The sequence below is a fragment of the Pseudopontixanthobacter vadosimaris genome, from assembly GCF_012979275.1.
In the GTDB taxonomy this organism is placed as follows: domain Bacteria; phylum Pseudomonadota; class Alphaproteobacteria; order Sphingomonadales; family Sphingomonadaceae; genus Pseudopontixanthobacter; species Pseudopontixanthobacter vadosimaris.
The window spans coordinates 22,764-48,844 of the sequence record NZ_JABASZ010000003.1; the positions used below are offsets into that span (position 1 = coordinate 22,764).

Consider the following 26,081-nt stretch of genomic DNA (forward strand, 5'->3'; position numbering starts at 1 on the left):
GCGATACCCATCAGACGGCGCCCCCGAGTACAAGAAACGGGGCGGACACGGCTGTGATCGCCGCTGCTATCGCAATCTGCGTCCGCCGCCTGTCGTTCATCAGCACCATCGTGGACAATATCGCCCATAGCAGGGGGACCAAACCAAGGACGGTGACATTGGCATCCGCTTCGGTCCCGTTCATGGCCAAGACCAAAAGCCGCGCCGCCAGGGCCGCTGCGAGGCTCGCGATCAGGGCGAACGGACCCGCGATAAGAAAGGTCACAATACGTGCCTGTGTCGTGCGCGCCGTGTTCGATTCTATCGCTATCCGCGGCGCCTTTTCCTTACGGCGCCTGGCCGATGCCGGCTCCAGCGCTGCGACCGCCAAGAGAATTATGGCGGCCCCCGTTGCAACAAGCATGACGACCGCCACGCCCCATGCACCGAAAGCTGCCCAGGCCAAGGCAGTTGACAAGGCAAAGCCGAGCCGTCCGGCCAGGTTCAAGACCCACGATCGGTCCCGCCGGGCCCAGGAGATACGCAGGACCACCACGCTCGTCAGCGCGAGCCCGGCCGCCAGGCACATTTGCGTCGTTTCATCCATCAGAAATTATACCCGAGTGTGCCGATCACGGACCGGCTTTCACCCGGATAGCAGTCACCTCGCACCAGGCAGGTGGTAAGATAGTTCTCGTCGGTCACGTTGCGCGCCGTCACCCGCAGTTCCCACGGGCCACTTTCATATCCCGCAGACAGATCGCCCACGGTATAGCTGTCTACGCGGTAGGTGAGCAGCTCGCCCGTAATGGCCGACAAGCCGCTGCTTTCGCTTTCCCCCACATGGCGGACGCCGCCACCGAAGCTAAATCCGGTCAGTGGGCCGGAAGCGAACCGATAGAGCGCGAAGAGTGACGCCTGCCATTCGGGAATGGCCGTCAGCGAGCGGCCGTTAGGGTCCTCGGCGTCGAGATAGCTCAAATTTCCGTCAAGCCTCAACCCGCCGATAAGCGCATTGGCTTCCAGTTCCGCACCGCGAATCTTTGCAACGCCTTCCTGTTGGCTGCTTGCCCCCACCAGCGCGCCGGGATTGGGCAGGTTGGATTGCTCGATATCGAACGCCGCAAGAGTTACCAGCGCGTTGATGCCGACCGGTTGCCATTTGATGCCGGCTTCATATTGGCGTCCCTCCTGCGGAAGAAGCTGCCGGTTTGTATCGGTATCCGTCCCGACGACGGGTTCGAAGCTTTCGGCATAACTGACATAAGGCGACAATCCCGCCGGTCCGCGCCACAACAGTCCGGCGCTGAAACTCGTTGCATCGTCGTCCTGCGTTACGCCGCCCTCGACCCTGTTGGTCACGTCGTCGAAGCGGACACCCGCATTCGCAACCAAGTCGCCCCAACTGATCTGGTCCGAGATGTAATAGCCGGTTTCCTGCACATAATTGCGCGGACCGTTCGTCTGAAACTGACGAACCTGATCGACCGTCAACGCACCGGTATATCGCGGGTTGAAAACATTGATGATGCCAGCCGCATAGAGGAACGCATTGTCGGCGTCGGTCATCACGTCCTGATATTGGATACCGGCCAGTATTTCATGTTCGATTGCCCCTGTCGAAAAGTCACCACGGGCACGGACGTCGAACGCCATTTGCTCGCTGCGACGGTCGGAGAGATAGAACGTCCAGCCGGCGTTCCCATCAGCATCGAACCGGGGCACGCCATTGCCGGTGAACGATGGCCATGCCTGCCGGTAATCCGAACTCGCATCGACATATCGCGCGACGCCTTCAAGAGACAGCTTATCGGTCAGCCTCTGTTCGCCCAGGATTGTCAACGCGAAACTTTCGGAATCATAAGCATTGAAATCGGGCGCGCCGAAATATTCCGTCGTATCGATTTCCCGCCCATCCGCGAGAGGCAGCAACGTTCCGTTGACAGGATAGAACTGGTGAGCGGTATCGGTGTCCTGCTCCGTGTAGTTTGCCAGAACAGTTATCTGCGTTCCGTCAGCCGGCCGGACTGTAAAGGCAGGAGCGATGACCAGCTTGTTATCATCCACCTCGTCGATCTGGGAGCCTGAGTCGCGATAGAGACCGACCAGACGAAACATTGCCCTGTCGTCCGAACCCGGTACGACAAGATTGATGTCTCCGGCGATCTGTTTGCGATCGAAGCTGCCATATTGCAGCTGCAGTTCACTGGCATTCTCATCGAAAGGACGCTTCGTCACGACATTGATAATACCTCCCGGAGATGCTGCGCCGTAAAGGACGGAGGCCGGACCTTTGAGGACCTCGACCTGTTCCAGCGTATAAAGATCGGGCCGCGGGTTATTGTAGAACCCGAACAGGAATTGCAGATTGTCCCGATATTCCGGCGCATCCAGTCCGCGCACCTGGCTGAAATCTCCACGGGTGGAGAAACCGAAAGGCTCGGCCGTGACGCCCGCCATATAGGTCAGCGCATCGTCGAGCGACTGGAACCCTTTCTCTTTGAAGTCGTCGGCCGTTTCGATCGATATCGATCGCGCCGTCTCGACTATCGGGGTATCGGACTTGATGGCGCCGAAATCGCTCAACGACCCGGTTACGATTATCGTGATCGCGTCTTCACTTTGACTGACTTCCGTTTCCTCATCAGCCTCTTGTGCCGCCGCCATTGGCGCGGCCAGCAACGCCATCGATGCGGTTGTAAGGGTCAGAAAGGCTTTCATCTAATTTCCTCGTCAATTCATTGCGCGAAATCCCGCTACTGCGAGTTGTTATCATTGCAACAACGCGGTGAAAATGATGGCGGAAGCTAGATCGACACGATGCTCACGAGGGGGCGGAGTACGAAATTCAGTGAGGCCATAGCGACCAATCAGGTTGGATAACCCTGCAATTATCTTGCTGTTGAAGCACCCTCAGAGTCGGGTCAGGAAAATACCGGCAGTTGCGGACTCTAGAACCGCAATGCTTCCGTTCGGAAAATTCCAGGCACGCGGCCAGCCCCAAGCCTTCATCGCCTTTGCTTCGAAAGAGGTAATGCGTGACTTGGACAGGCCGTATTGCCTCATTGCAGACCCTTTCGCTCGGCAGCACGCATCGCAAACCGGATCCGCCTGGCTCCAAGCCGCTCGCGTGCCGTAACATGCCGACTGGCGAGAGCCGCGCGCGCATCACCAGTCACCTGCCGCAAATTAGCCACCATCGCTGCAATGGCCTCGCACTGCTCGTCGCGCTCGGCACCCTCGACGACAGCTCGCGTCTCGGCCACGAGACCAGGAACGTGACGGCGGATGAAAGTCGCCAGATCGGTGGCTGCAGGATCGATATCTGCAGCCGCTTCGAACGAAGCGAGGAAGCGCGCGCAAATCTCGCGATCGTCCCCGAGCGCCTCACCTGGCGCCATCCGCAACGCGTCATCCCACGCTTTGGCTAATGAATCCGCATCCTTAAGGGAAAGGGTGCGTTCGATGGGCTTCGCAGGGATTGGGCTAAGTTCGACGCCTGGCACAGTATGTGAAGGCTCAGCATCCATCGCTTTCCCGGTCCGATTACGCCATCTACCGACCACCAAAAGAGCCGGGAGAAACGCAAGCAGGACGACGAGGATGCCGACCGTCATGCCATCGGCACCCGATTGCATCGCAATTACGCCCGCGCCGACGCCCACTGCAATGGCCGCGCTCGCAGCAAGGATCAACCGCGCCATCAAGTCGATGATTGCCCGAAGGATGGCCATTCCGACAACGACCACAAATCCGCACACGAAGACCGCCAGCACCAGCCCAAGGAACCACATCATACAATCGAACTCCTTGGTAACTCATTCGCAATCGCCTGCGACAGAACCGGTCGCCGTTGTGCAGATAGACGTTTCTCTACTGGCATACATTGCGGATATGCGGAAAGAAGAGCCGAAACCGGGAGGACTCATGGACATCGAAAAGCTGCTCCGCCGGCAGGCTGTAATGCACTGGCGCGACGAATTGCTGCTCGGCATCTGGCGCGTCGTCAACAAGGCCGGAATTGAAGCGAAGCGCAGCGTGGAGGATCATATATCCGAGGCAGGCCTGGCCGATACGCTGTGGGATCCGGCCAATTTTACGCGCGACAGGATCGACGGCATCATGCGCGTCGCCACTTCTGGCGGACTGGAGGGGCTTTTCACAGGAGCGGCAGAAGAACTTCGCGCGATCGACGAAGAGTACGGCAACCTTGCCGATGCTCTTCTCGCAAGCCTGCACTCCTTGCGGTTACCAGCTATCGAGGAAGCTGCCGGTACGAATTCATCGGAAACTGTATTTGCGGCAGCGCCGACTGGTCGGCTCGCTGGTGCAATGGCAGCAATTTCGCGACAGGATCTTGTGAAGAGCGCCCGTGAATGGGGTAGCTGGGCGCTGGAAAAAGTGGGCGAGGCGAGCGATGCCGCCAGCCGGAAACTGCAGAGCGGCACTGGGCTTCACGATCGCCTGCGACACTCCGCCCAAGCACGTATAGACACAGCGTGGATGGCCCCTGTCGGCGATCCGACGCCGCTGATGGGCCAGCTGATATCGGTGGTCGAGACCGTGGGAAGCGAAGCGAGGAGTATGGCACGATGAGTGCACTTGGAGGAACCTTTCACGCAGCCGCAGAGGCAATACCGGGAATCACCTCTGGCAAGCTCCAGATCGTCGGGTCAGTCGTGCGCCACGCTTCCGGGCCGCTAAAAGGTAAAATCCATTCTTACCTGCAGGAAACCGGCCTCGTCGGCAGCCTGCTCGATTCCTTCAAAGCTTCAGGCTCCACGCTGGCCAGGACCACCCTCGCCACAGGTAACCCCGCGATCGGAGCCGGCGTCGCCGCAACGCAGCTGGCGAGTTCGGTCGCCGCGAATGTCCAGAACGAATTTATTCGCCAGGGCGTCAATCGCGTCGAGGGAAAGGTCGATGCGCTTGCTGCCGGCATGGGCGCGCTGCAGAATATCGGGATCGCCAATCTCGCCCTCAGCGCTACCGGGATCGGGGTCTCGCTCGTCGGCTTCGGGATCATGAATGCCCGCCTCTCGAAGGTGGAGGAGAACCTGTCCGCATTGACCGAAGGGACCGATCGTATCCTCGCCGCAATTGAACGCATCCGGCAGGATCAGCTTGCAGCGGAATTTGCCTTCCTGCGTTCGCAGGTGAACCTGTTCGAGGAAGCATGGCTGATGACTGATACGGGGCGCGCCGCGCAGGTATGGCTCGGCATCGCCTTGGCAACTCGCCCTCACCAGGAACGATTCGAGGATCGCGCCCGTGAGCTGCTCCTCGACATGCCGCCCGAATATGCGCTCGCCGACCCGATGATTGATGCCATGTCACTGGCGGGCGGCCTGCGCGTTGCTTGTCTCATGGCCTGCAATGAAAGTGCAGCCGCCACGGCTGCGGCAAACGAGAATGCCCGGCAGATCGAGAGCCTCACCGGCAGTATCGGAAAGGCCGACCTGGTTCTGGCGCGCCTACCGGCGGGTATCGACCGCGCATCGCAGGAATGGGAGAAAGCGCTCTCCGTTGCCGAAGCCGAAGCCGTTCCCGTGGCTGCAAGCTGGCGTCAGCGAGAAGCCATGGCCGCTACGCGCGCCGCGCCTCTTGCCCAGCTCGAGCGCGACGGCTTGATGCCGCGCGAGTGGCTCGCCGCAGCGCGTGCGAACACGAACGAGCCGCTTCTGCTGCTGAGAGCTGATTGAGCGATGTCAGGAATCTTCGACACTATTATCAAATTTGTATTGTATTGCTCCGCCAAGCTGACGGCAATCTCGGCAGCCAGCATGGAAAAATATTCCTCCCCGGCTGCGTCGATCTCGTTCGATGACCAACCATCCCCGGCCATGATCTGTCAGTCGACCACCGGATAGTTGGGCATGGTCCATTCCTCGTCCGGGTGATCCATCATCAGGTCGATGAACACCGGAAGCAGGCAACCGAGCAGCGCCGCGCCGTCACGGACCTGATTGCGGTTGGCGTTGCTGTTCCGGGTCGCACCGCCGTGGACCAGCTGGTTCCTGAGCACATGGAGCCGGTCGAACAGGATCGACAGCACGACCGGGGTATCCCGCTGCGCCAATGCGCGGTTCGCGGCGCGCTTGGCGGCTTCGATGGTGATCTCCCGACCGCCGCCACCGGTCTTGCTGGCGTGGTGCTTCCAGAAGGACGCGAAGCTATACTGGTTGTCGAGCAACAGCCGGATTACATGGCGGTCAGGCCTTCGCCATCAATGCGTTGAGCGTGAGCGCCTGCGTAACGTCGCGCTCGTCCAGCAAGATGTAGCTCCAGTCCTTACCGTCCTCCTCGGCGGCGAAGAGGTTCGCCTGCTCCACCCATTTACGCGCGGCCCGCCGATGGAACGCGCCTCGCTCCAGTCCATCCCGCTGTCGCCGCCAGGATGGATGTAGCCGCCCTCGATTGCCTCATCATAAAGATAGTCGTCCTCCGGGTTACCGACTTCGCCCAGAGATTGCCGTCTTCATCGGTTTGGGTCGGGCCTCTATGCCGTGCTGACGCATGGAGGACGAGCCGCTGTTGCTCACCCTTGATCCAGCACGATCGTTACGCGATATCGGCACCTGCAAAGGTTTGACAGACATCGATCGATCGATACTTTTGAACCCAAACCGATCTTGGTGCGTTAACTGGTTCACGAAGGATGATGGGGCGATGATCCGTATTCCTTCTACGCCCTTCGAAGGGCAGCATTACCGGAGTTTGCCAAGATGAACATATTGCGCCGACGCACCAGGCTCGAGAAAATGGTTGATGCCGTTGCCAGCCGCCCGGTTCTTGCAGGCGGCGGGTTGCTCGCGGCAACAATCGTCGCAGCACTCGCGCTCAAGGCAGCATCCATACCATTGCGCCGCCGCGATCCGGAGCGGCGGCTGCCCCCCGAAGGCTTCGCCAATCGCACGCATGCGGCATGAAGGAACTGCTATGACCACGACGACGCAAGCGCGCGGCGAAACCGATATCGCCATTACCCTGACGGTGAACGGACAGAAGCACAAACTGGACGTCGCGCCGTGGGTGTCGTTGCTCGACCTGCTACGCGAACGGCTGGACCTGACGGGCACCAAGAAGGGCTGCGACCATGGCCAGTGCGGCGCCTGCACCGTCATCGTGGACGGTGAACGCATTAACAGCTGCCTCGTCCTGGCGGTAACGCGCGACGGGGCGGAGGTGACGACCGTGGAAGGCCTCTCGGAAGACGGGGGCGACGCTCTCCACCCGATGCAGCAGGCGTTCGTCGACCACGATGCGTTTCAATGCGGCTATTGCACGCCGGGCCAGCTGATGTCCGCGGTGGCGCTGACGAAAGCCGGCCGGACCGGATCGCGCGACGAAATCCGCGAATTGATGAGCGGCAATCTGTGCCGCTGCGGCGCCTATCCCAATATCGTCGATGCCATCGAAGAGGTGGCCCAGGGCAGCCGCGGGGACAAGGAGCCGGCGCAATGAACCGGTTCGGATATATCCGCCCGACCGAAGTGTCACAAGCGGTCGAAGCACTTGCAGCGGACCGGGAGGCGAAGATCATCGCGGGCGGCACCAATCTTGTCGATCTGATGAAATACAATGTCGAACGGCCCAGCTCGATCATCGACATATCCAAGCTGCCGCTCGACACCATCGAGGAAACGGAAGGCGGGGGCCTGCGGATCGGCGCGTTAGTTACCAACAGCACGGTGGCGTATGACGAACGGGTGCAGGCGCGCTGGCCGATGCTGTCGAGCGCCCTTCTGGCAGGGGCGACGGGGCAGTTGCGCAATGCGGCGACCACGGGCGGCAATCTGTTGCAGCGCACGCGCTGCTATTATTTCTACGATACCGGTACGCCGTGCAACAAGCGGGAGCCAGGTACCGGCTGCCCGGCAATCGGCGGGGTCAATCGCATCCACGCGATCCTGGGCGCGAGCGACGATTGCGTGGCGACGCATCCCAGCGACATGTGTGTCGCCATGGCGGCGCTGGAGGCGGAGGTTCTGGTCGAAGGGCCCGGCGGCTCCCGGCGCATTCCGATGGCGGACTTTCACCGCCTGCCGGGCGATACGCCGCAGCACGATACCACGCTTGCCGCCGACGAGTTGATCGTCGCGGTCGAGCTTCCTCCTGCCGGTTTTCCCGAGCATTACACCTATCTCAAACTGCGTGACCGGCTCTCCTATGCTTTCGCGCTCGTATCCGTGGCCGTTGGCCTCAAGATGGACGGGGACACCATCCAGATCGCCCGCATCGCCCTTGGCGGGGTGGCGCACAAGCCCTGGCGGGTGCGCGGTGCGGAGGAAGCGCTGGAAGGCACGGCGGCGGCTCCGGCGGACTGTGCGAAAGCGGCGAACCTGCTGCTGGATGGCGCGCGCGGATTGAAGGACAACGCATTCAAGATCGAGCTGGCCCGGCGCGCCATCGTGCGGGCCATCGGCCAGGCCGTGGCTGCAACGCCGCAGTCGCAAATCGACAAACGCATCGCCTGAAGGAACCGATATGGCCACCGCACCCAATCCCATTGGCGAACCTGTAAACCGCATCGACGGTCCGCTAAAAGTAACCGGCGAGGCGCGCTACGCTGCAGAGTTCACCCCGCCCAATCTCACCCATGGTTATGTCGTGACAAGTGCGGTTGCACGCGGCAGGATCATCGGTTTCGATCTTGCTGCTGCGCGCAGTTTCCCCGGCGTGATCGAAGTGTTCACTCACGAAAACCGTCCGAACACCGCGTGGCTCGACCTCAAATACAAGGACCAGACCGCGCCCCCGGGTCATCCATTCCGGCCGCTTCACGACGAGCATATCCTCTACAGCGGACAGCCGATCGCTCTGGTCGTGGCGGACAGTTTCGAGGCCGCCCGCGATGCCGCCGCGCTGGTGCGGGCGCAGATCGAGCCTTCGGGCCATGCCACCGATATCCACCATGCGAAGGAACGCGCTTACAAACCGCCGGTGGGTCGTGCAGGTTTCGCCGGAGCGCCTTCCCCCCGCGGCAATGCGGACAAGGCGTTCGCGGCGGCTCCGATCCAGGTCGAGGCGGAGTATTCCGTCGCGATCGAACATCACAACCCGATGGAGCCCCACGCGACGACGGTGCAGTGGAATGCGGACGGCTCGCTCGACATTCACGACAAGATCCAGGGTGTTACCAACAGCCAGGGCTATGTCGCCGGGGTGTTCGGATTGTCGAAGGACAAGGTCCGGGTGGCCACGCCTTTCGTGGGCGGCGCCTTCGGTTCCGGACTGCGCCCGCAATACCAGCTGTTTCTCGCCGTGATGGCGTCGCTGGCCTTGGAACGCTCCGTCAGGGTCGTGCTCACCCGTGATCAGATGTGGACTCATGTCTATCGCCCGCACACGCTGCAAACCGTGAAGCTGGGCGCACGCGAGGATGGCACGCTGACCGCGATCAAGCACGATGCGATCGCGGGGACATCGACGTTCGAGGATCATCAGGAAGTGGTCGTGAATTGGTCGGGAATGCTCTATCATTGCGACAACGTCTCGCTGTCGCACAAGCTGGCCCGGCTCGATACCTATACCCCTTCGGACATGCGGGCACCGGGCGGTGCGCTTGGCGTATTCGCGCTGGAATCCGCGATGGACGAACTGGCCCATGCAGCCAATGTCGACCCCATCGAACTGCGCCTGCGCAATTATTCGCTGGAAGACGAGAACGAGAACAAGCGCTTCAGTTCCAAGGCGCTGCGCGCCTGTTACGAACGCGGCGCGGCGGCCATCGACTGGTCCCGGCGGGAACCGCAACCTCGCCGCTCCCGCGATGGGCGCGAACTGGCCGGAATGGGCATGGCCACGGGCGTGTGGGAAGCGCGCAGCAATGTGGCGACGGTGCGCATCGTCCTGGACACGGACGGCAAGCTGAAAGTCAGCACCGCATCGGCGGATATCGGCACCGGCACCTATACGATCCTCGCGCAGATTGCCGGGGAAACGCTGGGTCTACCGGTCGATGATATCACCGTAAAGCTGGGGGACAGCGACTTCCCCTTTGCGCCGATCGAGGGCGGGTCGATGACTGCGGCCACGGTCGGCAACGCGGTCCGGCTGGCGGGCGAGGCGATGCAGGACGATCTGTTCAAGCACGCGGCCAAGATAAAGGACGGACCCTTTACGAAACTGTCAAAAGACGATGTCGTGTTCGCAGACGGGCGGATCGAAGTGAAAGCCGATCGCGGCACCGGCCTGTCCTATGGCGAAATCCTGAAAGCACGCGGGCTCGATCGGCTGGAGGCGAAGAAGACCAGCACACCGCCCATGCTCAAGAAACTGAAATATGTCGGCTACACCCACTCGGCGATCTTCGCCGAGGTGCGGGTCGATGAAGAACTCGGGCAGGTGCGCGTAATTCGCCTTGTCATCGCGGCGGCGGCGGGACGGATATTGAATGCGCAGACCGCGCGCAGCCAGATCATGGGCGCTGCCGTCATGGCGGTGGGCAAGACGCTGGAAGAGGAAACCATGACCGACAACCGCATCGGCCGGTTCATGAACCACAATCTCGCCGAATATCACGTTCCCGTGAATGCCGATATCGGTGACATCGAAGTCCTGTTCGTAGAAGAGGACGACGCGCTTTCTCCGATCGACGTGAAGGGGATAGGCGAAGTGGGCATCGTCGGCACCGGCGCGGCAATCGCCAATGCGGTTTTCAACGCTACGGGCAAGCGCGTGCGCGATTTGCCAATCACCATCGACAAATTGCTTTGATACACCGAACCTGGTCTTCTCAAATCTGCGGAAAAGATTCAGCGGTTCTGGGAGAAGGAAGGGAACGGCCACGGCACGGGATTGCCAAGAAACAAGCACCGGATAGCAGGAACACTGTCACTCGGGCCTGGGAGAGGCCAATTTGGGGTGCAAAGATAAAGGACGGGTTCGATCGTTCAGCCTAGGATTTCTTCTTGCATCCCGCCAAGCCTTGCAGCTCCCACCCCATTTTGGCGTATTCACTCATGTCCCGCTGGCCTGCAAACCCCGTGGCGGTAACGAATCCCTTCACCTTACCGCTATGGTTGGGAAGAGCGACTGCAATCGTTGCGATGCCCCGGAGATAGTTCCCATCATCGAGCGCCCAGCCGTGCACACGGGCATTTTCTACATCGCGCGAGAAATTACTTGCGCTGGGGGGTGATTGCCAGCGCAGCGATGTGACAATCTCGGCAACTTCCTCACGCTCCAAGCCTTCCACTGCGGCGAGGCAGCGTCCCATCGCACCAAGGTGGACCGGAAGTCTTTGGCCCGCGACAAGGTGAATTCGGGTGCTGTCCGGACTGTCGAACACCTCTTTCAGGATCACGCGCGTGCCGAGGCGAGACCAGATCCCACAGGTGACCAGATGGTCTCGCGCAAACCGACGCAAGCCCGTTCGCAGCACATCGCTTAACAGCACGTCGGCAGACTCTGTGAAGAATGTGCGTAGATCGGAGACCGTGGCGTAAGTCTTGCGGCCCGGTTCGAAATCCACCAGCTCTTCATGCAACAGCGTCCGCAGCAATTCGAGACAGGTGCTCGGAGCAAGGGCAAGCTCGCGCGCAACGGCATTCACGCCCCTTGGCTCGCCCACGGATAGCAGGCGCAAAATCGCCGCGGCGCGACTTACCGACTTGACCAAGCGGGGCATACGCATCCTTCCTATTCGAAATACCGAATGGATCTATTCGAATGCTTGAAAGATCGCGCGCAAGCAGTCAACCCGGACTGCGACAGACAAAGCGGGAGATTCGAAGCCATGGCCATTCTTGCAGGTAAAGTGATTGCAGTGACCGGTGCCGGACGCGGAATCGGCCGGGAAATCGCCCTTTGCGCCGCGCGCGAAGGCGCCCGGGTCGTGGTCAACGATCTTGGCGGATCGCAGGAAGGCGAAGGTGCAGACGGCGGTCTGGCGCATGATGTCGTGGAGGAAATCCGCAAGCTTGGCGGCGAAGCCATCGCGAACGGGGCCGACATATCCGATCCCCAGGGTGCGACCAGCATCATCGAGGATGGCGTGGCGAAGTTCGGCCGGATCGACGGCGTGGTGAACAATGCCGGCATCCTGCGCGACCGCATCTTCCACAAGATGAGCCAGGTCGACTGGGACGATGTCATCCGCATCAATCTCAACGGTTATTACTACGTGTCCAAGGCCGCCGCCCTGCAATTCAAGGAACAGGGCTCCGGGGCGTTCGTCCATTTCACCTCGACCTCCGGCCTGATCGGCAATTTCGGCCAGGCGAATTATTCGGCGGCGAAAATGGGCGTAGTCGGCCTGTCCAACTCGATCGCGCTGGACATGGCGCGCTCGAACGTCCGCTCGAATTGCATCGCTCCGTTCGCCTGGAGCCGAATGACCGCCACGATCCCGGCGCAGAACGACGCTGAGCGCGAACGGGTGGAGCGGATCAAGTCGATGAGCGCGGACAAGATCGCGCCGCTGGCCGTATCGCTGCTGTCGGACGAGGCCCGGGACGTTTCCGGCCAGATCTTCTGCGTGCGAAAAAACGAGATTTTTCTGTTCTCCGTCCCGCGCCCGCTCCGTTCGATGCACCGATCGGAAGGGTGGACGCCGGAATCAATCAATTCGGACCTGCTGCCGGCCTTCCGCCCCACCTTCCACGAATTGCAGCGTTCGGGCGAAGTATTTTCCTGGGACCCGATCTGACGCGATGGCTTTCGATCCCCAAGCCCTGCTGGCGATGGACCCCATCGTCACGCACCACATCATCACGCCGCGCGACACGATGCTCTATGCGCTGGGGGTCGGGGCGCGGCAGCTGGATTTCATCTACGAAGAGACTTTGGAAGCGTTGCCCACCATGGCGGTGGTGCTGGCCTATCCCGGGTTCTTCTGGCGCGATCCCGCATTTGGCGTGACCTGGCAGAAGGTGCTGCATGGCGAACAGTCGACCCGCATTCATGCGCCCCTGCCGGTGGAAGGGACGGTTCGCGGAGAAACCCGGATCGAGGCGATCTACGACAAGGGGGCGGACAAGGGATCGCTCGCCTTCAGCGCGCGCGAAATCTACGACGAGGATGGTGGCACGCATCTCGCGACCGTGCGGATGAGCAGCTTTCTGCGCGGCGATGGCGGGCATGGAGGCAGCGACGGCGAACCTCCGCGTCCGCATCCGGTCCCGGACCGGGAGGCTGATGCCGTCGTCACCTTGCCGACCGCCGCGAACCAGGCTGAAATCTACCGTCTTTCGGGCGATTACAACCCTCTCCACATCGATCCGGCGGTTGCCGAAGCGGCCGGATTCGCAGCGCCGATCCTGCACGGGTTGTGCACCTATGGCGTCGTCGGCCGGGCCTTGCTGGCCGAACTGTGCGACAATGATCCCACCCGGCTGACCCGCATGGATGTGCGTTTTTCCAGTCCGGTCTATCCGGGCGAGACGATCGTCACCGAAATCTGGCGCGAAGGTGACGGCAGCGCTTCTTTCCGGGCGCGGGCGGCGGAACGCGACCTGGTGGTGATCAACAACGGATATGCGGAGTTTCGATGATGGCCGGAGTCGGTATCACTGCCTATGGCGCTTACGTCCCCATCACCCGGCTGGATCGGGCCGCTATCGCTAAGGCCAATGCCTGGTTCGGCGGTCCGCGCGGCAAGGGGGACAAGGCCGTCTCCGGCTGGGACGAGGACGTCTGCACGATGGCGGTCGAGGCGGCGCGCGATTGCCTTGAGAATTTTGACCGGGCGCAAATCGACGCCGTCTGGCTTGCCTCCACCACCGCGCCATTTGCGGACCGGCAAAATGCCGGCATCGTGAAGGAGGCACTCAATCTCGGCGATGTCACGGGGGCGCTGGATGCGGGCGGGAGCCAGCGGGTGGCGACCTCGCAATTGATGGCGGCCTTCGGCATGAGCAAGGGGACCGGCCAGACGATTCTGCAAGTCACCGGCGAACGGACGCAACCCAAACCCGCTTCCGCGCGTGAGATGTCTTCGGGCGATGCCGCCGCGGCGCTGCTGGTCGGGACGAAGGACGTCATCGCCGAACTGATCGGCACGCACAGCGTGACCGCCGATTTCGTCGATCATTTTCGCGAAGCGGGCAGCCAAGCCGATTACGATTGGGAAGCGCGCTGGGTCCGTGATGAGGGTTATGTGAAAATCATGGGCGACGCCATCGTAGACGCGCTGGCCGCTTGCCGCATCGAGGGGGGCTTAGTCGATCACCTGATCGTTCCGATCGCTGCGCGCGGCGTACCCGAAATGCTCGCCAGGAAAGCCGGGATCTCGCCGAATGCGCTGGCCGATCAGTTGGATGGCAGCGTGGGCCATGCGGGCGCGGCGCATCCGCTTTTGATGCTTGCCGCCGTTCTGGAAAAAGCGAAGCCGGGCGAGACGATCCTGCTGTCCGCCTTCGGTCAGGGTGCCGATGTGATCCTGCTGCGCGTCACCGACCGGATCGGCACGACGCGTCCCCGCCTGGGGGTTTCGGGCTGGCTTGCGCGCAAGCAGGCGAGCGACAATTACCTGAAATATCTGTTCCATCGGGGTCATCTGGCGCTCGATCGCGGAATGCGGGCCGAACATGACGAGAAGACGGCGCTTCCCGCGATGTGGCGTCAGCGCAAGGGCACGATGGCGCTGGTCGGGGGCAAATGCTCCAAGACCGGAACGGTGCAGTTTCCCAAGACGGAAATGAGCGTGAACTCCAACGACCACGCGATCCGGACACAGGAAGACTATCCCCTGGCCGAGATACCGGCGCGGGTCATGACCTACACTGCCGACAGCCTGACCTATTCGCCCGATCCCCCGACCTGCTACGGCAATGTGGAATTCGAGGGCGGGGGCCGGCTGATGGCGGAGTTCACCGATGTCGATCCGCAGGCGATCGAGGTCGGCGATGAAATGCGGATGATGTTCCGGATCAAGGCAATCGACGAAAAGCGCGGGTTTCGCCGCTATTTCTGGAAGGCTGCGCCCGCTTTTTGAACGGGACGCTAACGAGGAGAGACACGATGGCACGCGGTATCAGGGACAAGGTGGCGATCCTCGGCATGGGGTGTGCCAAGTTCGGGGAGCGCTGGGACAAGGACGAGGACCAGCTGATGCTGGAAGCCTATGAGGAGGCGATTGCCGATGCGGGAATCGACCCATCGGAAATAGACGCCGCCTGGCTGGGCGCCGCGTTCGATGCGATCAATATCGGCCCATCGGGCATTCCGCTCGCCATGGCGCTGCGCCTCGACAATGTCGGCGTGACCAAGGTCGAGAATTACTGCGCCAGTGGCACGGAAGCCTTTCGCGGCGCGGTCTATGCCGTGGCCAGCGGCGCGGCGGATGTCGCGCTGGCGCTGGGCGCGGAAAAGCTCAAGGATACGGGCTATGGCGGCCTGCCGGTGCGCACGCGCGGCACCAATTACGACATGTTCGGCGTGACCGGTTCGGCGCCGGGCAATTTCGCCCAGCTCGCCAGCGCCTATCGCTCGCAGCACGGCGTCGGCGCGGACGACCTGAAACGCGCCATGGCCCATGTGTCGGTCAAGAGCCACGCCAATGGCGCGAAGAACCCCAAGGCCCATCTGCGCAAGCCGATCACGGTCGAACAGGCGATGGAAGCGCCCATGATCGCAGCCCCGCTCGGCCTGTATGACTGCTGCGGCGTGTCCGACGGTGCGGCCTGCGCCATCGTGACCACGCCCGAAATCGCGCGCAGCTGGGGCAAGACCGATCTCGTCATGGTGAAAGCGCTGCAGCTTGCCACGTCGAACGGATGGGAAATGCAGGGCAACGGCTGGAACGGCAGCTATTTCCACACCACCCGCCAGGCGGCCACCAAGGCTTACGAAGAAGCCGGGATTACCAATCCGCGCGAACAGATCAGCCTGCTCGAAGTGCATGACTGTTTCTCGATCACCGAACTCGTCACCATGGAAGATCTGCACATCTCGAAAGAGGGCGAAGGCTGGAAGGATGTTCTCGACGGCTTCTTCGATGCCGATGGCGCGTTACCGTGCCAGATCGATGGCGGGCTGAAATGTTTCGGCCATCCGATCGGCGCCTCGGGCATTCGCATGATCTACGAGAACTATCTCCAGCTGCTCGGCCGCGCGGGAGAACGCCAGCGCAAGGAACCGCCCAGGTTCGCATTGAGCCACAATCTTGGCGGCATGCCCAACCAGAACGTATCATCCATCGCAATCGTAGGACTCGCCGATGCCTGACATAACCGCAAACCCCGGCATGGACGCCGAGACTTTCGAACAATTCCTCGACCAGTTGAAACGCTTCGTGCGCGACAGGATGATCCCGGCCGAACGGGAGATCATCGAAACCGATCGCATCCCCGATGCCATTCTGGAAGAGATGCGGTCGATGGGCCTGTTCGGCCTGACCATGCCGGAGGAATATGGCGGCGCTGCCATGAATGTGACGCAATACGCACTGACCATCCACGTGCTGTCCTACGCCATGCCGGCCTATCGCTCGATCATCTCGATCAATACCGGAATGGTCCATTCCGCGATCAAACACGGCGGCACGCAAGAGCAGAAGGCCGAATGGCTGCCGCGCATCGCCGCGGGCGAGATCGCCAGTTTCGGGCTGACCGAACCCGGCAGCGGGTCCGACAGCGCGGGCATGGCGACGATCGCGAAACGCAGCGATGGTGGCTGGGTATTGAACGGCACGAAACGCTACATCACCAATGCGCCGCAGGCGGATATCGCCCTCATCATGGCGCGCACGAGCAAGGAAGCGCTGCCGAAGAACGCGCATGTGTCGGCCTTCATCGTGCCGATGGATACGCCCGGCGTGTCGGTCAGCAGTCCCGACAAGAAGATGGGACAGTCCGGCAGCCAGATCGCCGATATCATCATGGAGGACGTCCAGCTGCCGGCAGAGGCGCTGCTGGGGATGGAAGAGGGCAAAGGCTTCATCACCGCGATGAAGAGCCTCGATACGGGGCGGATATCCGTCGGCGCGGCATCCGCCGGCTATGCACGGCGGGCGCTCGATTCCGCGATGGGCTATGCTGCCGAGCGCAAGGCCTTTGGCGAACCGATCGCCAGCTTCCAGCTGATCCAGCAGATGCTGGCCGAAAGCGAGACGGAAATCTACGCCGCCGAATGCATGCTCGCCGACGTGACCGCCCGTGCGGATCGCGGCGAAAGCGTGCTGGTGAAGGCCGCGGCTTTCAAGGTGTTCGCATCCGAAATGTGCGGCCGCGTGGTCGACCGGGTCGTGCAGATTTACGGTGGGGCCGGTTACCTGGCCGAATATGACGCCGAACGGTTCTTCCGCGACGCGCGGGTCTACCGCATATATGAGGGGACCACGCAGATCCTCCAGTTGCAGATCGCCAAACACATGCTGCGCCAATTCGCGGGTCAGGCGAGGTGAGCGCGGCGATGCAGGATGCAGGGACGTCCCACTGGATTGATGATGCGCAGGGCGCAGTCGAAGCGGCCCGCGCATTGTCGGATGCGCTGTGTGCAAAGGTGGTGGAAACCGTGGCGACGGACGGCTCGATCGATCCGCGCCTCGTCGACCGGCACCAGCATCTCGTTCACGGCTTCGCCTGGATCGCGACCACGGTAGAAGCGCTTGGCGCGACGGCCGAATGGGCGCGGCGAACGGCGGAAGCCGGGAATTTCGGCGAGGTCGAGGAGTTTGCCCTACGCATCGGTTTCGGCGAATATTGCGCCCAGCTTTCGGGCGGCGTACCGATGAGCCAGAGCGAATTCGCGCGCCCGGCCACGCTCGGCATCGGCGGGGCGGCGGCCGCCTTTACCGCCAACGCCGCCGTGGCGCGCTTCATCGCGGAGGGGAGCACGCCCGATACGCGCAAGGCGTTGGCTGCCCATCTCGCCGAAGGCGCGGTTCCGTATGAAGGGCTCGGCGACGAAACGATGGACCTCATCCGTCAGCAGTTTCGCAATTTCGCACGCGACAGGATTTCGCCCGACGCCCACAAATGGCACCTTGCCGATGCGCTCATTCCGATGGAGGTGGTCGATGAGATGGCGCAGTTAGGCGTGTTCGGCGTCTGCATTCCGGAGGAACATGGGGGGCTCGGCCTCGGAAAGCTGGCAATGTGCCTCGTATCCGAGGAACTCTCCCGCGGCTGGATCTGCGCAGGATCGCTGGGAACACGGTCGGAGATCGCCGGTGAACTGATCGGGGCCGCCGGTACGCCGGAACAGAAACAGGCGTGGCTGCCCCGCATCGCCAGCGGCGAAGTGTTGCCGACCGCCGTGTTTACCGAACCCGACACCGGTTCCGACCTCGCCTCCGTCAGCACGCGGGCGAAGCGGCAGGAGGACGAAAGCTGGCGGATCGACGGCGCAAAAACCTGGATCACCCATGCCGCGCGTGCCGATCTGATGACGATCCTGTGCCGTACCGATCCCGGTGTGAAGGGATATGGCGGGCTGTCGATGCTGCTCGCATCGAAGACCCGCGGCACCGATGACGCACCGTTTCCCGATGAAGGCCTCGCAGGATCGGAGATCGAGGTCTTGGGATATCGGGGCATGAAGGAATATGCCCTGTCCTTCGACGGCTTCGTGATTGCGAAGGACAGCCTTCTGGGCGGACAGGAAGGCCAGGGTTTCAAGCAGTTGATGCAGACCTTCGAAGGCGCGCGCATACAGACGGCCGCTCGCGCGATCGGGGTCGGCTGGAACGCGTTCGACCTTGCCCTGCGCTATGCGCAGGAACGCCGCCAGTTCGGTGGCCCGTTGATCGGCTTCCCGCGGGTGTCGGACAAGCTGGCATTGATGGCCGCCGAGCTGCTGATGGCCCGCGAACTGACCTATGCCGCCGCGCGCACCAAGGATGACGGGCGCCGCTGCGACATCGAGGCGGGGATGGCGAAACTGCTTGCCGCGCGGGTCGCATGGACCAATGCCGACAATGCCGTGCAGATACACGGCGGCAATGGCTACGCGCTGGAATACGAGGCGAGCCGGGTGCTGTGCGATGCGCGCATTCTCAACATTTTCGAAGGTGCCGCGGAGATCCAGGCACAGGTGGTGGGCCGGGGACTGGCCGCACGCCGGAATTGAACACGGGGGAAACGACATGGCTTTCAAGACACGGATTACCGAAATGCTCGGCATCGAGCACCCGATCGTTCAGGGTGGGATGCAGAATGTCGGCTATGCCGAAATGGCCAGCGCGGTCTCCAATGCAGGCGGACTGGGATTGCTCACCGCATTGACGCAGCCCAGCCCGGATGCCCTGCGAGAGGAAATCGAGCGCTGCCGGGCAATGACCGACAAGCCGTTCGGCGTGAACCTTACCGTCTTTCCGACAATCAATCCGCCCGATTACGCAGGCTACGCACAGGCGATCATCGATGGCGGGGTGAAGGTCGTCGAAACGGCCGGAACGCAGGCAGTGCGCGAAATCTGGGACATGCTGAAGCCGCACGGTATAACGATCCTGCACAAATGCACCGCGGTGCGTCATGCGCTCAGTGCCGAAAAGGCCGGCTGCGACGTCATCTCGATCGACGGTTTCGAATGTGCCGGACATCCGGGTGAAGACGATATCCCGGGCCTGATCCTGATCCCGGCAGCAGCCGACAAGGTAAAGATCCCTATTCTTGCGAGCGGCGGTTTCGGAGATGGTCGCGGTCTGGTCGCCGCGTTAAGCCTGGGGGCCGACGGGATCAACATGGGCACGCGTTTCTGCGCCACGCGAGAGGCACCCATCCACGACAATGTGAAGCAGGCCTATGTCGATAATGACGAGCGCGGCAGCTTCCTGATCTTTCGCAGTCTGAAGAACACTGCGCGGGTGGGGAAGAGCGCCGTTTCGGAAGAAGTGGTCCGCCGCCTCGAACGGCCGGGCGCCACATTCGCCGATGTGAAGGAACTAGTGGCCGGCGCAGCGGGCAAGCAGGTTCTCGATACCGGAGATCTGAGCAAGGGCGTGTTCTGGGCGGGCATGGTGCAGGGACTCATTCACGACATTCCCACCTGCCAGGAACTAATGGACCGTGTCGTCGGTGAGGCGGAGGAGATCGTTCGGGGCAGGTTGCAGGCCATGCTGTCCTGAGCAGGCGGGCTATTCCGCGATGTCGAAATTGCTGTAGCCCCCCCCCCCGGTTGCCGGAACGGTGTCAGCTTGACTTCGCCGCCGCCATTTCCGGGGAGGCGGAACCGCTGGTGCGCGCGCGCATTCTCGATCCGCTAGGGATGCACGATACTTCCATCACCCTGACCCCGGCCCAGAAGGCGCGGTTCGCTGCCGGGCGGGACGAGTACAACCGGCCGACGCCTGCGTGGAACCTGCCAGTCCTTGCGGGTGCCGGTGCGCTGCGTTCGACAGCCGGTGACATGGTGAAGTTTCTGCAGGCCGCGCTCGATCCGCAATCGCCGATCGCCCCGGCCATGCGACTGGCGCTCGCCGAACCGCGTGATGCGCCGGGCTTTCGGGCCGGGCTTGGCTGGATGCTGCTGCCCGCCCCGACAGGCACGATCCTGATGCACGGCGGCGGCACCGGGGGTTTCCGGACCTACATGGCGCTGCAACCCGAAAGCCAGCGCGCGATCGTCATGCTGACCAACAGTGCAGTGGAACCTGCGGTGCAGGACATTGCGCTGCACCTTCTGGCGGGCGCGCCACTTGCCGAGGCCGGCCCCGTGGCCGACGCTCCGCCACGGGTCGCGCAGGGCGACGAGGTGGTGTTCATCGAGGAGGGCGGCCGCATCGCCCGCGCGATGTTTACACAGAATGGCAACAGCATGCCTCTTACGAAAGTGGACTGAAAGACACGATCAGTTTCGGACCTGACCGCGGCTCTGCCCCTGCATCGCAGTCACCACGGGTAGAGCAAGAGGTAGTTATCACGAGAAAGATTGGGTAGAGGCAGATCAAAGCCCATGCGGGTGCCGAACAACAGGACCAATCATCATGCAGCTTCTGCCGATCCGTTACCTTCTTGCCAGCGCAGCCATTCTCCTTCCGATGCAGGCATCGGCGCAGGATCTGAACGATGGCGAACCCCGCCGCGTCAGGGTTGCGCTCGGCCCGCAATTGGTGCCGAGCTACCCCGGCTCCGACGATCTCGTCCTGCGCCCCCTGATCGACGCCAGCAGGACGCGCGGCGATGCGGAATTCGCGTTCGAGGCTCCGGATGAAAGTTTCGGATTCACTCTCGCCCGTAGCGGAAATCTGACATTCGGCCCGTCGATAGGCCTGGAAGGCAAGCGCAAGTCGAGCGAAGTCGGCGGCATCTTGCCCGAAGTCGGCCTCACCGTCGAACTGGGCGCTTTCGCGCAATATGCGTTGAGTGACAATCTGCGGCTGCGGGCCGAAGCGCGGCAGGGTATCGGCGGACATGACGGCTTCATCTCGGTGCTCAGCGCCGATTACATAATGCGTGACGGCGATCGGCAATTGCTGTCCGTGGGACCGCGCCTGACGCTGACCGACAGCCGCTATCAGGATTCCTATTTCGGTGTCCGGCCCGAAGACGCCTCGTTCGGCCTCCCCGCCTATGATGCCGATGGCGGGCTGCAATCGGCCGGTGTGGCGGTCGGCTACATCAGGCAGTTCACGCCGCGCTGGGGTATCTACAGCTACGTGAAATATGACCGGCTGATTGCCGATCCTGCAGATTCCCCGGTAGTGCTCCAGTTCGGCTCGCGCGACCAGATCGCGGGCGGTGCGGCACTGACCTATACTTTCGGCAGCGGCGTCCGATAGGTGCCGCGCCGGATCGGCCCTGTAATCGGCCCTGTGTGATCGGCCCAGGGATCGATCCCGTGATCGGCCCAGCGGTCGGTCCTGTGTCAGGCGGCGCCGGAGCCCAGGGCCGGCGCCATGCCGCCGGGTGACAGGATTTCGATCCAGTAATTGTCGGGATCGGCGATGAAGGCGACCCCGCTCATGCGTCCCTCCTCCGGGCGCTTGATGAAGCGCACCTTCAGCCTTTCGAACCGGGCGCACGCAGCCTCGACATCGGGAACGCTGATTCCCAGATGGCCGAAACCACGCGGTTCATCATTGCCATTGTGATAGCCAGCGAAGTTCGCATCCGTTTCGGTGCCCCAATTATGGGTGAGTTCCAGCGTCGTCTCGCGCGAAAAGATGAAGCGCGCCCGCTCTGCCGGATCCGTCGGAATGGTCTCTCCGTCAGCAAGATAGGCGAGGAAGAAGAGCGAGAATTGCATCTCCTGAGAATCGAGCCGCTGCAACAATGTCATGCCCAGTATGTCACGATAAAAGGCGATCGAAGCGTCAGGATCGCGGACCCGGAGCATGGTCTGATTGAGCACGAAATGTTCAGTGCCGGCGGGTCGTTTCATGGTGCAGCCTTTCTATTGATGATCGAGCGCCTGACCGAACGATCCGTGCGATGCCCGTGCAGCCCGTATGGCTGACCTACTGGCGATCAGCATGAGAAGTTCCGTAGCAGCTTCTATTTCGCACAACCGCCTGGCAAGTCGCACCAAGGGCCGACGACGATATCGATGCTACGATATGATGCCGCATTGGACCGGAAGTGTCGATGTAGAGGGAGTAGGCACGCACAAGGGTCAGCACCTCGTTCATCTCGATATTGGTGCCAAAGCCTCACCAAAAACCGAAGTGGCCAGATCACCCTCATCCGTCAAGCAGCGTCGGATCAATCGGAGTGCCATACCTCGGTGCGACCGACGAGCGGCCGGATTTCGACCGGGAATATCGATGAACATAGGAACGATCACCACGAAGCGTCATGCCTCTGGACGTGAAACCGGAATTGAACCGTAATGGCCGCGCGAACCATTTCTACTTGCATTTATCTTGCTCGCGCCGGACCCACGGGCACCGAACCGCAGCAGTGATCGCAGCAAACACGCCCTGAAAGACCTCGATAATGGCAGCTTATTCAATAGCTTTAGAGAAATGGTGCCCAGAAGAGGACTCGAACCTCCACGCCCTTGCGAGCGCCAGCACCTGAAGCTGGTGCGTCTACCAATTCCGCCATCTGGGCACCGGAGCGGATCGGGCCTAGGGCGCCGGTCCGCGGGTAGGAACGGGCCGATAGCTTAGCATCGGCGGTCCTGTCAATCATACATCGTGCAATCTTGCCTCAACTGTTGCGACTTACCGGTCATTGCGGCATGGCGCTGCCAAGGGCCTCCGGTCCGATTACGGGTGCTGCGCCCCTGCGCGCCGATCAGAACGCTAGCGGATGTCGAACGATCATTATGGCCAAACGCGATACTCTGGATGGAAAGCTGGTCACCCTGTTCGGGGGCAGCGGGTTTTTCGGCACCCATATCGCGCAGGCGCTGCTGGAATGCGGGGCGCGCCTGCGGATAGCCAGTCGCAACCCGGAAAAGGCGTTTACCCTGAAGCCCCTCGCCAATCTGGGTCAGCTTCAATTTGCCCGCTGCGACATTACCGACCTGCAGAGCGTGCGGGCCAGCATGCATGGTGCCGACGCCGCCGTAAATCTGGTCGGCGCATTCTCCGGCAATCTCGACCGCCTGATGGGAGAAGGTGCCGGCCATGTCGCGCAGGCGGCGCATGAGGCAGGGGCGAGCGCGCTCGTGCAGATCAGCGCTATCGGTGCCGACGCCGGCAGTGCCTCGGGCTATGCCCGCGCCAAGGCGCTGGGCGAAAGGAGGGTTCGCGAAACCTTTCCCGGTGCGACTATCCTGCGCCCGCCGATCCTGTTTGCCGAAGACGACGAATTCATCACGATGTTTGCTGGTTTGATCCAGGCCTTCCCCGTCATGCCGGTTTTCGCGCCGGATGCTCCGCTGCAGATGCTGTATGTCGACGATGCCGCCGATGCCGTCGCCGCCGCCCTGTCGGACCCTGCGCGCCACGGCGGCAAGCTCTACGAGATCGCGGGACCGGAACCGATCACGATGATGGAACTGAACCGCAGGATAGCGAAGGCCCAGGACCGCAGCCGCAGCTTCGTGCCTGTGCCCGACGGAATTGCGGGGTTCTTCGCCAAGCTGCCGGGCTCGCCCATGGGCACCGATCAGTGGCTGATGCTGAAGGAAGGGAACATGCCGTCAGGCAAATATCCCGGCCTTGAGGACATGGGGATCGAGGCAAGGCCGCTTAGCCTGTTTCTGGATCGTTGGATGGTACGCTACCGCAAGAACGGGCGCTTTGCCGACAAGACCCGCGACACGATTTGACCGGCGCTGGCTGATCGGCGCCGCAAAATCTGCTCAGGCAGACCCGGCCGGCAGCGTCCCTTCATCGCCTGTCAGGGAGAGCGGTTCGACCAGCAGGGTTCCACCATCATTGCCGGTGACGCGCACATATGTGCCCGCACCCAGATCTGGCCCCATCGCCATCCATTCGCTGTCGCCCTGCTTGACCCGGCCCGAACCGTTCCTGATCGGCTGCGTAACCACTGCGGTCTGACCGACCAATCGCCCCATCCTGTTGTTCAGCAGCGGGTCCGAACTCTGGATCGGCCGGTCGCGCAGGAACCGCTTGGCTGAAAATACCGCGATGAGGGCAAGGAACACGAAATCGACGATCTGCATGATCAGGCCGGGATCGATCGACCAGACCAGAACGCCGGTCGCCAGTGCGGCGACCGCGAGCCAGAGGAAGTAGACGCCCGGCACCACCAGCTCCAGGCCGGCCAGGACCAGCCCCAGCGCAATCCAGATATGCCAGGCTTCGATGCCGGTGAAATCCATCAGCTACGATCCGTCCGGTGGCCGCTGCGCCCGTCGGTCCGCAAATCCGTACGGGGCACCGTGACGCGGGGCCGTTCGGGAATCGGCGTGCCTGCCACTTCGCCGGTCTGCGCCCCGTCGGGCCTGGCGATGTCGCGCACCAATTCGCCGATCCCGCCCAGCGAACCGATCAGTTGCGTCGCCTCGACCGGGAACAGGATCGTCTTGGCATTGGGTGATGTGGCGAATTTGCCCAGCGCCTTGGTGTATTCCTGCGCGATGAAATAGTTGATCGCCTGATTGCCGTTTTGCGCGATGGCTTCGGAAACGGAGCGGGTGGCCTGCGCTTCGGCATCGGCAGCGCGTTCGCGCGCCTCGGCATCGCGAAACGCCGCCTCGCGCTTGCCCTCGGCTGACAGGATGGCGCTCTGCTTCTCGCCCTCGGCGCGCAGGATGCGGCTGGCCCGGTCGCCTTCCGCCTCCAGGATCTCGGCACGTTTCAGGCGTTCGGCCTTCATCTGCCGTGCCATCGCTTCTGAAATGTCGATCGGCGGGCGGATATCCTTGATCTCGACGCGGGTGATCTTGATGCCCCAGGGCGAGGTGGCATGATCGACCACCGACAGCAGGCGGGCATTGATCTCGTCGCGCTTGGACAGGGTTTCGTCCAGGTCCATGCTGCCCATTACGGTCCGCAGATTCGTGGTGGTGAGGGCGAGGATCGCATTTTGCAGGCCCGAAACCTCGTAGGCAGCCTTGCCGGCGTCGAGGACCTGGAAGAACACCACGGCATCCACACCGACCATGGCGTTATCCTTGGTGATGATCTCCTGCCCCGGAATGTCGAGCACCTGTTCCATCATGTTGATCTTGTGCCCCACCCTGTCAATGAAGGGAAAGATCAGATGGAGTCCGGGTTCGGCCGCGAGAGTGAATTTGCCCAGCCGTTCGATCGTATAGACGAAACCCTGCTTCACCACCCGCACCGCCATCAGCAGGAAGATGAGCAGCAGCAGAACGAACAGGCCAAGGATTACATATAGCATTGATTACACCCTCTCTCGACCGTCAGCCTACATCAGGCAGGGGCGCCGACCAAGGAAAAGCGATGCCGAAAAGCGAGCAAAACAAAAAGGGCCGCACCAGCGTGCGACCCTTCTTGCAAGTTAGCTTAGGCTAAAAGATTCAGACGCTGATTGCGTCGTCATCGTCATCATCGTCGATAATGGTCAGCAGGCCGAGGATGAGCGCAGCGAAACCGACGAGAACAACCACGCGAGCGGAACTGTCATCGCCGCCCATCTGCGAAACGATCGATTCGCCGACGGGCGCAGCCACGCGGTCGATCGATGCTGCCTGTGCAGCAACCGGGGCTACAGCAAGCGCGACAGCGGCGGCGATGGCAGAATGACCGGCAAATTTCATGATAATCTCCTGAACCCTATGCAGTGTTTTTGGTTTTGCAGAATCGTTCCCTGCGTCATCGGCCCGCAATGCTGCTG

Annotated in this window: 25 protein-coding genes and 1 tRNA gene; 16 read left to right on the top strand and 10 right to left on the bottom strand. The window is 62.0% G+C overall.

The annotated features are described in order from the left end of the window. Positions 1–10: 10 nt before the first annotated feature. The 3 genes from HG250_RS00655 to HG250_RS00665 form a co-directional block, all read right to left on the bottom strand. Positions 11–586, bottom strand: a complete 576-nt coding sequence (locus HG250_RS00655) for a hypothetical protein (RefSeq protein WP_170001826.1) — start codon at positions 584–586, stop codon at positions 11–13. Then, positions 586–2,700: a TonB-dependent siderophore receptor gene (locus HG250_RS00660; protein ID WP_170001828.1), complete on the bottom strand. Its 2,115-nt coding sequence runs from the start codon at positions 2,698–2,700 to the stop codon at positions 586–588. Before HG250_RS00660 ends, HG250_RS00655 begins: the two co-directional genes overlap by 1 nt. A gap of 341 nt (positions 2,701–3,041) precedes the next feature. Continuing rightward, the gene (locus HG250_RS00665; RefSeq protein WP_170001830.1) at positions 3,042–3,776 is read right to left on the bottom strand and encodes a hypothetical protein; all 735 of its coding nucleotides are present in this window, start codon (positions 3,774–3,776) and stop codon (positions 3,042–3,044) included. Between the two features lie 58 nt (positions 3,777–3,834). Here HG250_RS00665 and HG250_RS00670 point away from each other — a divergent pair, with 58 nt between their 5' ends. Together HG250_RS00670 and HG250_RS00675 are read left to right on the top strand one after the other, a co-directional pair. Then, positions 3,835–4,575, top strand: a complete 741-nt coding sequence (locus tag HG250_RS00670; RefSeq protein WP_170001832.1) for a hypothetical protein — start codon at positions 3,835–3,837, stop codon at positions 4,573–4,575. Then, on the top strand, positions 4,572–5,681 hold the full coding sequence (locus tag HG250_RS00675; protein ID WP_170001834.1) for a hypothetical protein: 1,110 nt from the start codon (positions 4,572–4,574) through the stop codon (positions 5,679–5,681). Before HG250_RS00670 ends, HG250_RS00675 begins: the two co-directional genes overlap by 4 nt. Positions 5,682–5,830: 149 nt before the next feature. Here HG250_RS00675 and HG250_RS00680 read toward each other — a convergent pair whose 3' ends face one another. Next, positions 5,831–6,172: a hypothetical protein gene (locus tag HG250_RS00680; RefSeq protein ID WP_205763478.1), complete on the bottom strand. Its 342-nt coding sequence runs from the start codon at positions 6,170–6,172 to the stop codon at positions 5,831–5,833. Positions 6,173–6,740: 568 nt separating this feature from the next. Between HG250_RS00680 and HG250_RS00685 the strand changes: the two genes are divergently transcribed. From HG250_RS00685 to HG250_RS00700, 4 genes are read left to right on the top strand one after another with little or no spacing between them, the layout of a single operon-like run. After that, on the top strand, positions 6,741–6,908 hold the full coding sequence (locus HG250_RS00685; protein WP_170001836.1) for a hypothetical protein: 168 nt from the start codon (positions 6,741–6,743) through the stop codon (positions 6,906–6,908). 10 nt (positions 6,909–6,918) lie between these two features. Further along, positions 6,919–7,443 (top strand): (2Fe-2S)-binding protein, encoded by a 525-nt coding sequence (locus HG250_RS00690; protein ID WP_170001838.1) that lies wholly within the window; start codon positions 6,919–6,921, stop codon positions 7,441–7,443. Further along, entirely contained in the window at positions 7,440–8,456 is a 1,017-nt protein-coding gene (locus HG250_RS00695; RefSeq protein ID WP_170001840.1) for an FAD binding domain-containing protein, read from the top strand. Before HG250_RS00690 ends, HG250_RS00695 begins: the two co-directional genes overlap by 4 nt. A gap of 10 nt (positions 8,457–8,466) precedes the next feature. Then, positions 8,467–10,698 (top strand): xanthine dehydrogenase family protein molybdopterin-binding subunit, encoded by a 2,232-nt coding sequence (locus tag HG250_RS00700; RefSeq protein WP_170001842.1) that lies wholly within the window; start codon positions 8,467–8,469, stop codon positions 10,696–10,698. Between the two features lie 181 nt (positions 10,699–10,879). On the opposite strand, the gene HG250_RS00705 is transcribed toward HG250_RS00700, so the two are convergent. Further along, positions 10,880–11,611, bottom strand: a complete 732-nt coding sequence (locus HG250_RS00705) for an IclR family transcriptional regulator (protein ID WP_170001844.1) — start codon at positions 11,609–11,611, stop codon at positions 10,880–10,882. A 108-nt stretch (positions 11,612–11,719) separates the two neighbouring features. Here HG250_RS00705 and HG250_RS00710 point away from each other — a divergent pair, with 108 nt between their 5' ends. The 9 genes from HG250_RS00710 (at position 11,720) to HG250_RS00750 (ending at position 21,643) form a co-directional block, all read left to right on the top strand. After that, on the top strand, positions 11,720–12,631 hold the full coding sequence (locus HG250_RS00710; protein WP_170001846.1) for an SDR family NAD(P)-dependent oxidoreductase: 912 nt from the start codon (positions 11,720–11,722) through the stop codon (positions 12,629–12,631). A 4-nt stretch (positions 12,632–12,635) separates the two neighbouring features. After that, a complete protein-coding gene (locus tag HG250_RS00715; RefSeq protein WP_170001848.1) occupies positions 12,636–13,475 on the top strand; it encodes a MaoC family dehydratase in 840 nt (279 codons plus the stop codon). Further along, a complete protein-coding gene (locus HG250_RS00720) occupies positions 13,472–14,917 on the top strand; it encodes an OB-fold domain-containing protein (RefSeq protein ID WP_240956826.1) in 1,446 nt (481 codons plus the stop codon). The genes HG250_RS00715 and HG250_RS00720 overlap by 4 nt, the downstream gene beginning before the upstream one ends. A 26-nt stretch (positions 14,918–14,943) precedes the next feature. Beyond that, a complete protein-coding gene (locus HG250_RS00725; RefSeq protein WP_170001850.1) occupies positions 14,944–16,149 on the top strand; it encodes an acetyl-CoA acetyltransferase in 1,206 nt (401 codons plus the stop codon). Continuing rightward, complete coding sequence (locus HG250_RS00730; protein ID WP_240956827.1) at positions 16,142–17,326, top strand: acyl-CoA dehydrogenase family protein; 1,185 nt, start codon at positions 16,142–16,144, stop codon at positions 17,324–17,326. The genes HG250_RS00725 and HG250_RS00730 overlap by 8 nt, the downstream gene beginning before the upstream one ends. A gap of 8 nt (positions 17,327–17,334) precedes the next feature. After that, positions 17,335–18,993, top strand: coding sequence for an acyl-CoA dehydrogenase family protein (locus HG250_RS00735; RefSeq protein WP_170001906.1), 1,659 nt, complete (start codon positions 17,335–17,337; stop codon positions 18,991–18,993). A 16-nt stretch (positions 18,994–19,009) separates the two neighbouring features. After that, on the top strand, positions 19,010–19,990 hold the full coding sequence (locus HG250_RS00740) for an NAD(P)H-dependent flavin oxidoreductase (RefSeq protein ID WP_170001852.1): 981 nt from the start codon (positions 19,010–19,012) through the stop codon (positions 19,988–19,990). A 50-nt stretch (positions 19,991–20,040) separates the two neighbouring features. Continuing rightward, complete coding sequence (locus tag HG250_RS00745; RefSeq protein WP_170001854.1) at positions 20,041–20,703, top strand: serine hydrolase domain-containing protein; 663 nt, start codon at positions 20,041–20,043, stop codon at positions 20,701–20,703. A gap of 145 nt (positions 20,704–20,848) precedes the next feature. Next, positions 20,849–21,643 (top strand): MipA/OmpV family protein, encoded by a 795-nt coding sequence (locus HG250_RS00750; RefSeq protein WP_170001856.1) that lies wholly within the window; start codon positions 20,849–20,851, stop codon positions 21,641–21,643. An 86-nt stretch (positions 21,644–21,729) separates the two neighbouring features. Here the strand turns inward: HG250_RS00750 and gloA are convergent, their stop codons facing one another. Next, entirely contained in the window at positions 21,730–22,245 is a 516-nt protein-coding gene (gene gloA / locus HG250_RS00755; protein ID WP_170001857.1) for a lactoylglutathione lyase, read from the bottom strand. A gap of 584 nt (positions 22,246–22,829) precedes the next feature. Next, positions 22,830–22,916 (bottom strand) — tRNA-Leu (locus HG250_RS00760). 217 nt (positions 22,917–23,133) lie between these two features. Between HG250_RS00760 and HG250_RS00765 the strand changes: the two genes are divergently transcribed. Continuing rightward, positions 23,134–24,084 carry a complex I NDUFA9 subunit family protein gene (locus HG250_RS00765; RefSeq protein ID WP_170001858.1) on the top strand — a complete coding sequence of 317 codons (951 nt, stop codon included), beginning with the start codon at positions 23,134–23,136 and terminating at the stop codon, positions 24,082–24,084. A gap of 33 nt (positions 24,085–24,117) precedes the next feature. Here the strand turns inward: HG250_RS00765 and HG250_RS00770 are convergent, their stop codons facing one another. From HG250_RS00770 to HG250_RS00780, 3 genes are all read right to left on the bottom strand, one after another. Beyond that, a complete protein-coding gene (locus HG250_RS00770; protein ID WP_170001859.1) occupies positions 24,118–24,600 on the bottom strand; it encodes an NfeD family protein in 483 nt (160 codons plus the stop codon). Beyond that, entirely contained in the window at positions 24,600–25,625 is a 1,026-nt protein-coding gene (locus HG250_RS00775; protein WP_170001861.1) for an SPFH domain-containing protein, read from the bottom strand. The genes HG250_RS00770 and HG250_RS00775 overlap by 1 nt, the downstream gene beginning before the upstream one ends. Positions 25,626–25,764: 139 nt before the next feature. Beyond that, on the bottom strand, positions 25,765–26,004 hold the full coding sequence (locus tag HG250_RS00780) for a hypothetical protein (RefSeq protein WP_170001862.1): 240 nt from the start codon (positions 26,002–26,004) through the stop codon (positions 25,765–25,767). Positions 26,005–26,081 lie beyond the last annotated feature (77 nt).

Coding starts and splice junctions, on each gene's coding strand:
- HG250_RS00695 (WP_170001840.1), top strand. CDS start 7,440: ATGAACCGGTTCGGATATATCCGCCCGACCGAAGTGTCACAAGCGGTC.
- HG250_RS00775 (WP_170001861.1), bottom strand. CDS start 25,625: ATGCTATATGTAATCCTTGGCCTGTTCGTTCTGCTGCTGCTCATCTTC.
- HG250_RS00685 (WP_170001836.1), top strand. CDS start 6,741: ATGGTTGATGCCGTTGCCAGCCGCCCGGTTCTTGCAGGCGGCGGGTTG.
- HG250_RS00725 (WP_170001850.1), top strand. CDS start 14,944: ATGGCACGCGGTATCAGGGACAAGGTGGCGATCCTCGGCATGGGGTGT.
- HG250_RS00665 (WP_170001830.1), bottom strand. CDS start 3,776: ATGATGTGGTTCCTTGGGCTGGTGCTGGCGGTCTTCGTGTGCGGATTT.
- gloA (WP_170001857.1), bottom strand. CDS start 22,245: ATGAAACGACCCGCCGGCACTGAACATTTCGTGCTCAATCAGACCATG.
- HG250_RS00770 (WP_170001859.1), bottom strand. CDS start 24,600: ATGGATTTCACCGGCATCGAAGCCTGGCATATCTGGATTGCGCTGGGG.
- HG250_RS00710 (WP_170001846.1), top strand. CDS start 11,720: ATGGCCATTCTTGCAGGTAAAGTGATTGCAGTGACCGGTGCCGGACGC.
- HG250_RS00750 (WP_170001856.1), top strand. CDS start 20,849: ATGCAGCTTCTGCCGATCCGTTACCTTCTTGCCAGCGCAGCCATTCTC.
- HG250_RS00660 (WP_170001828.1), bottom strand. CDS start 2,700: ATGAAAGCCTTTCTGACCCTTACAACCGCATCGATGGCGTTGCTGGCC.
- HG250_RS00720 (WP_240956826.1), top strand. CDS start 13,472: ATGATGGCCGGAGTCGGTATCACTGCCTATGGCGCTTACGTCCCCATC.
- HG250_RS00675 (WP_170001834.1), top strand. CDS start 4,572: ATGAGTGCACTTGGAGGAACCTTTCACGCAGCCGCAGAGGCAATACCG.
- HG250_RS00715 (WP_170001848.1), top strand. CDS start 12,636: ATGGCTTTCGATCCCCAAGCCCTGCTGGCGATGGACCCCATCGTCACG.
- HG250_RS00765 (WP_170001858.1), top strand. CDS start 23,134: ATGGCCAAACGCGATACTCTGGATGGAAAGCTGGTCACCCTGTTCGGG.
- HG250_RS00655 (WP_170001826.1), bottom strand. CDS start 586: ATGGATGAAACGACGCAAATGTGCCTGGCGGCCGGGCTCGCGCTGACG.
- HG250_RS00700 (WP_170001842.1), top strand. CDS start 8,467: ATGGCCACCGCACCCAATCCCATTGGCGAACCTGTAAACCGCATCGAC.
- HG250_RS00735 (WP_170001906.1), top strand. CDS start 17,335: ATGCAGGATGCAGGGACGTCCCACTGGATTGATGATGCGCAGGGCGCA.
- HG250_RS00705 (WP_170001844.1), bottom strand. CDS start 11,611: ATGCCCCGCTTGGTCAAGTCGGTAAGTCGCGCCGCGGCGATTTTGCGC.
- HG250_RS00690 (WP_170001838.1), top strand. CDS start 6,919: ATGACCACGACGACGCAAGCGCGCGGCGAAACCGATATCGCCATTACC.
- HG250_RS00780 (WP_170001862.1), bottom strand. CDS start 26,004: ATGAAATTTGCCGGTCATTCTGCCATCGCCGCCGCTGTCGCGCTTGCT.
- HG250_RS00740 (WP_170001852.1), top strand. CDS start 19,010: ATGGCTTTCAAGACACGGATTACCGAAATGCTCGGCATCGAGCACCCG.
- HG250_RS00730 (WP_240956827.1), top strand. CDS start 16,142: ATGCCTGACATAACCGCAAACCCCGGCATGGACGCCGAGACTTTCGAA.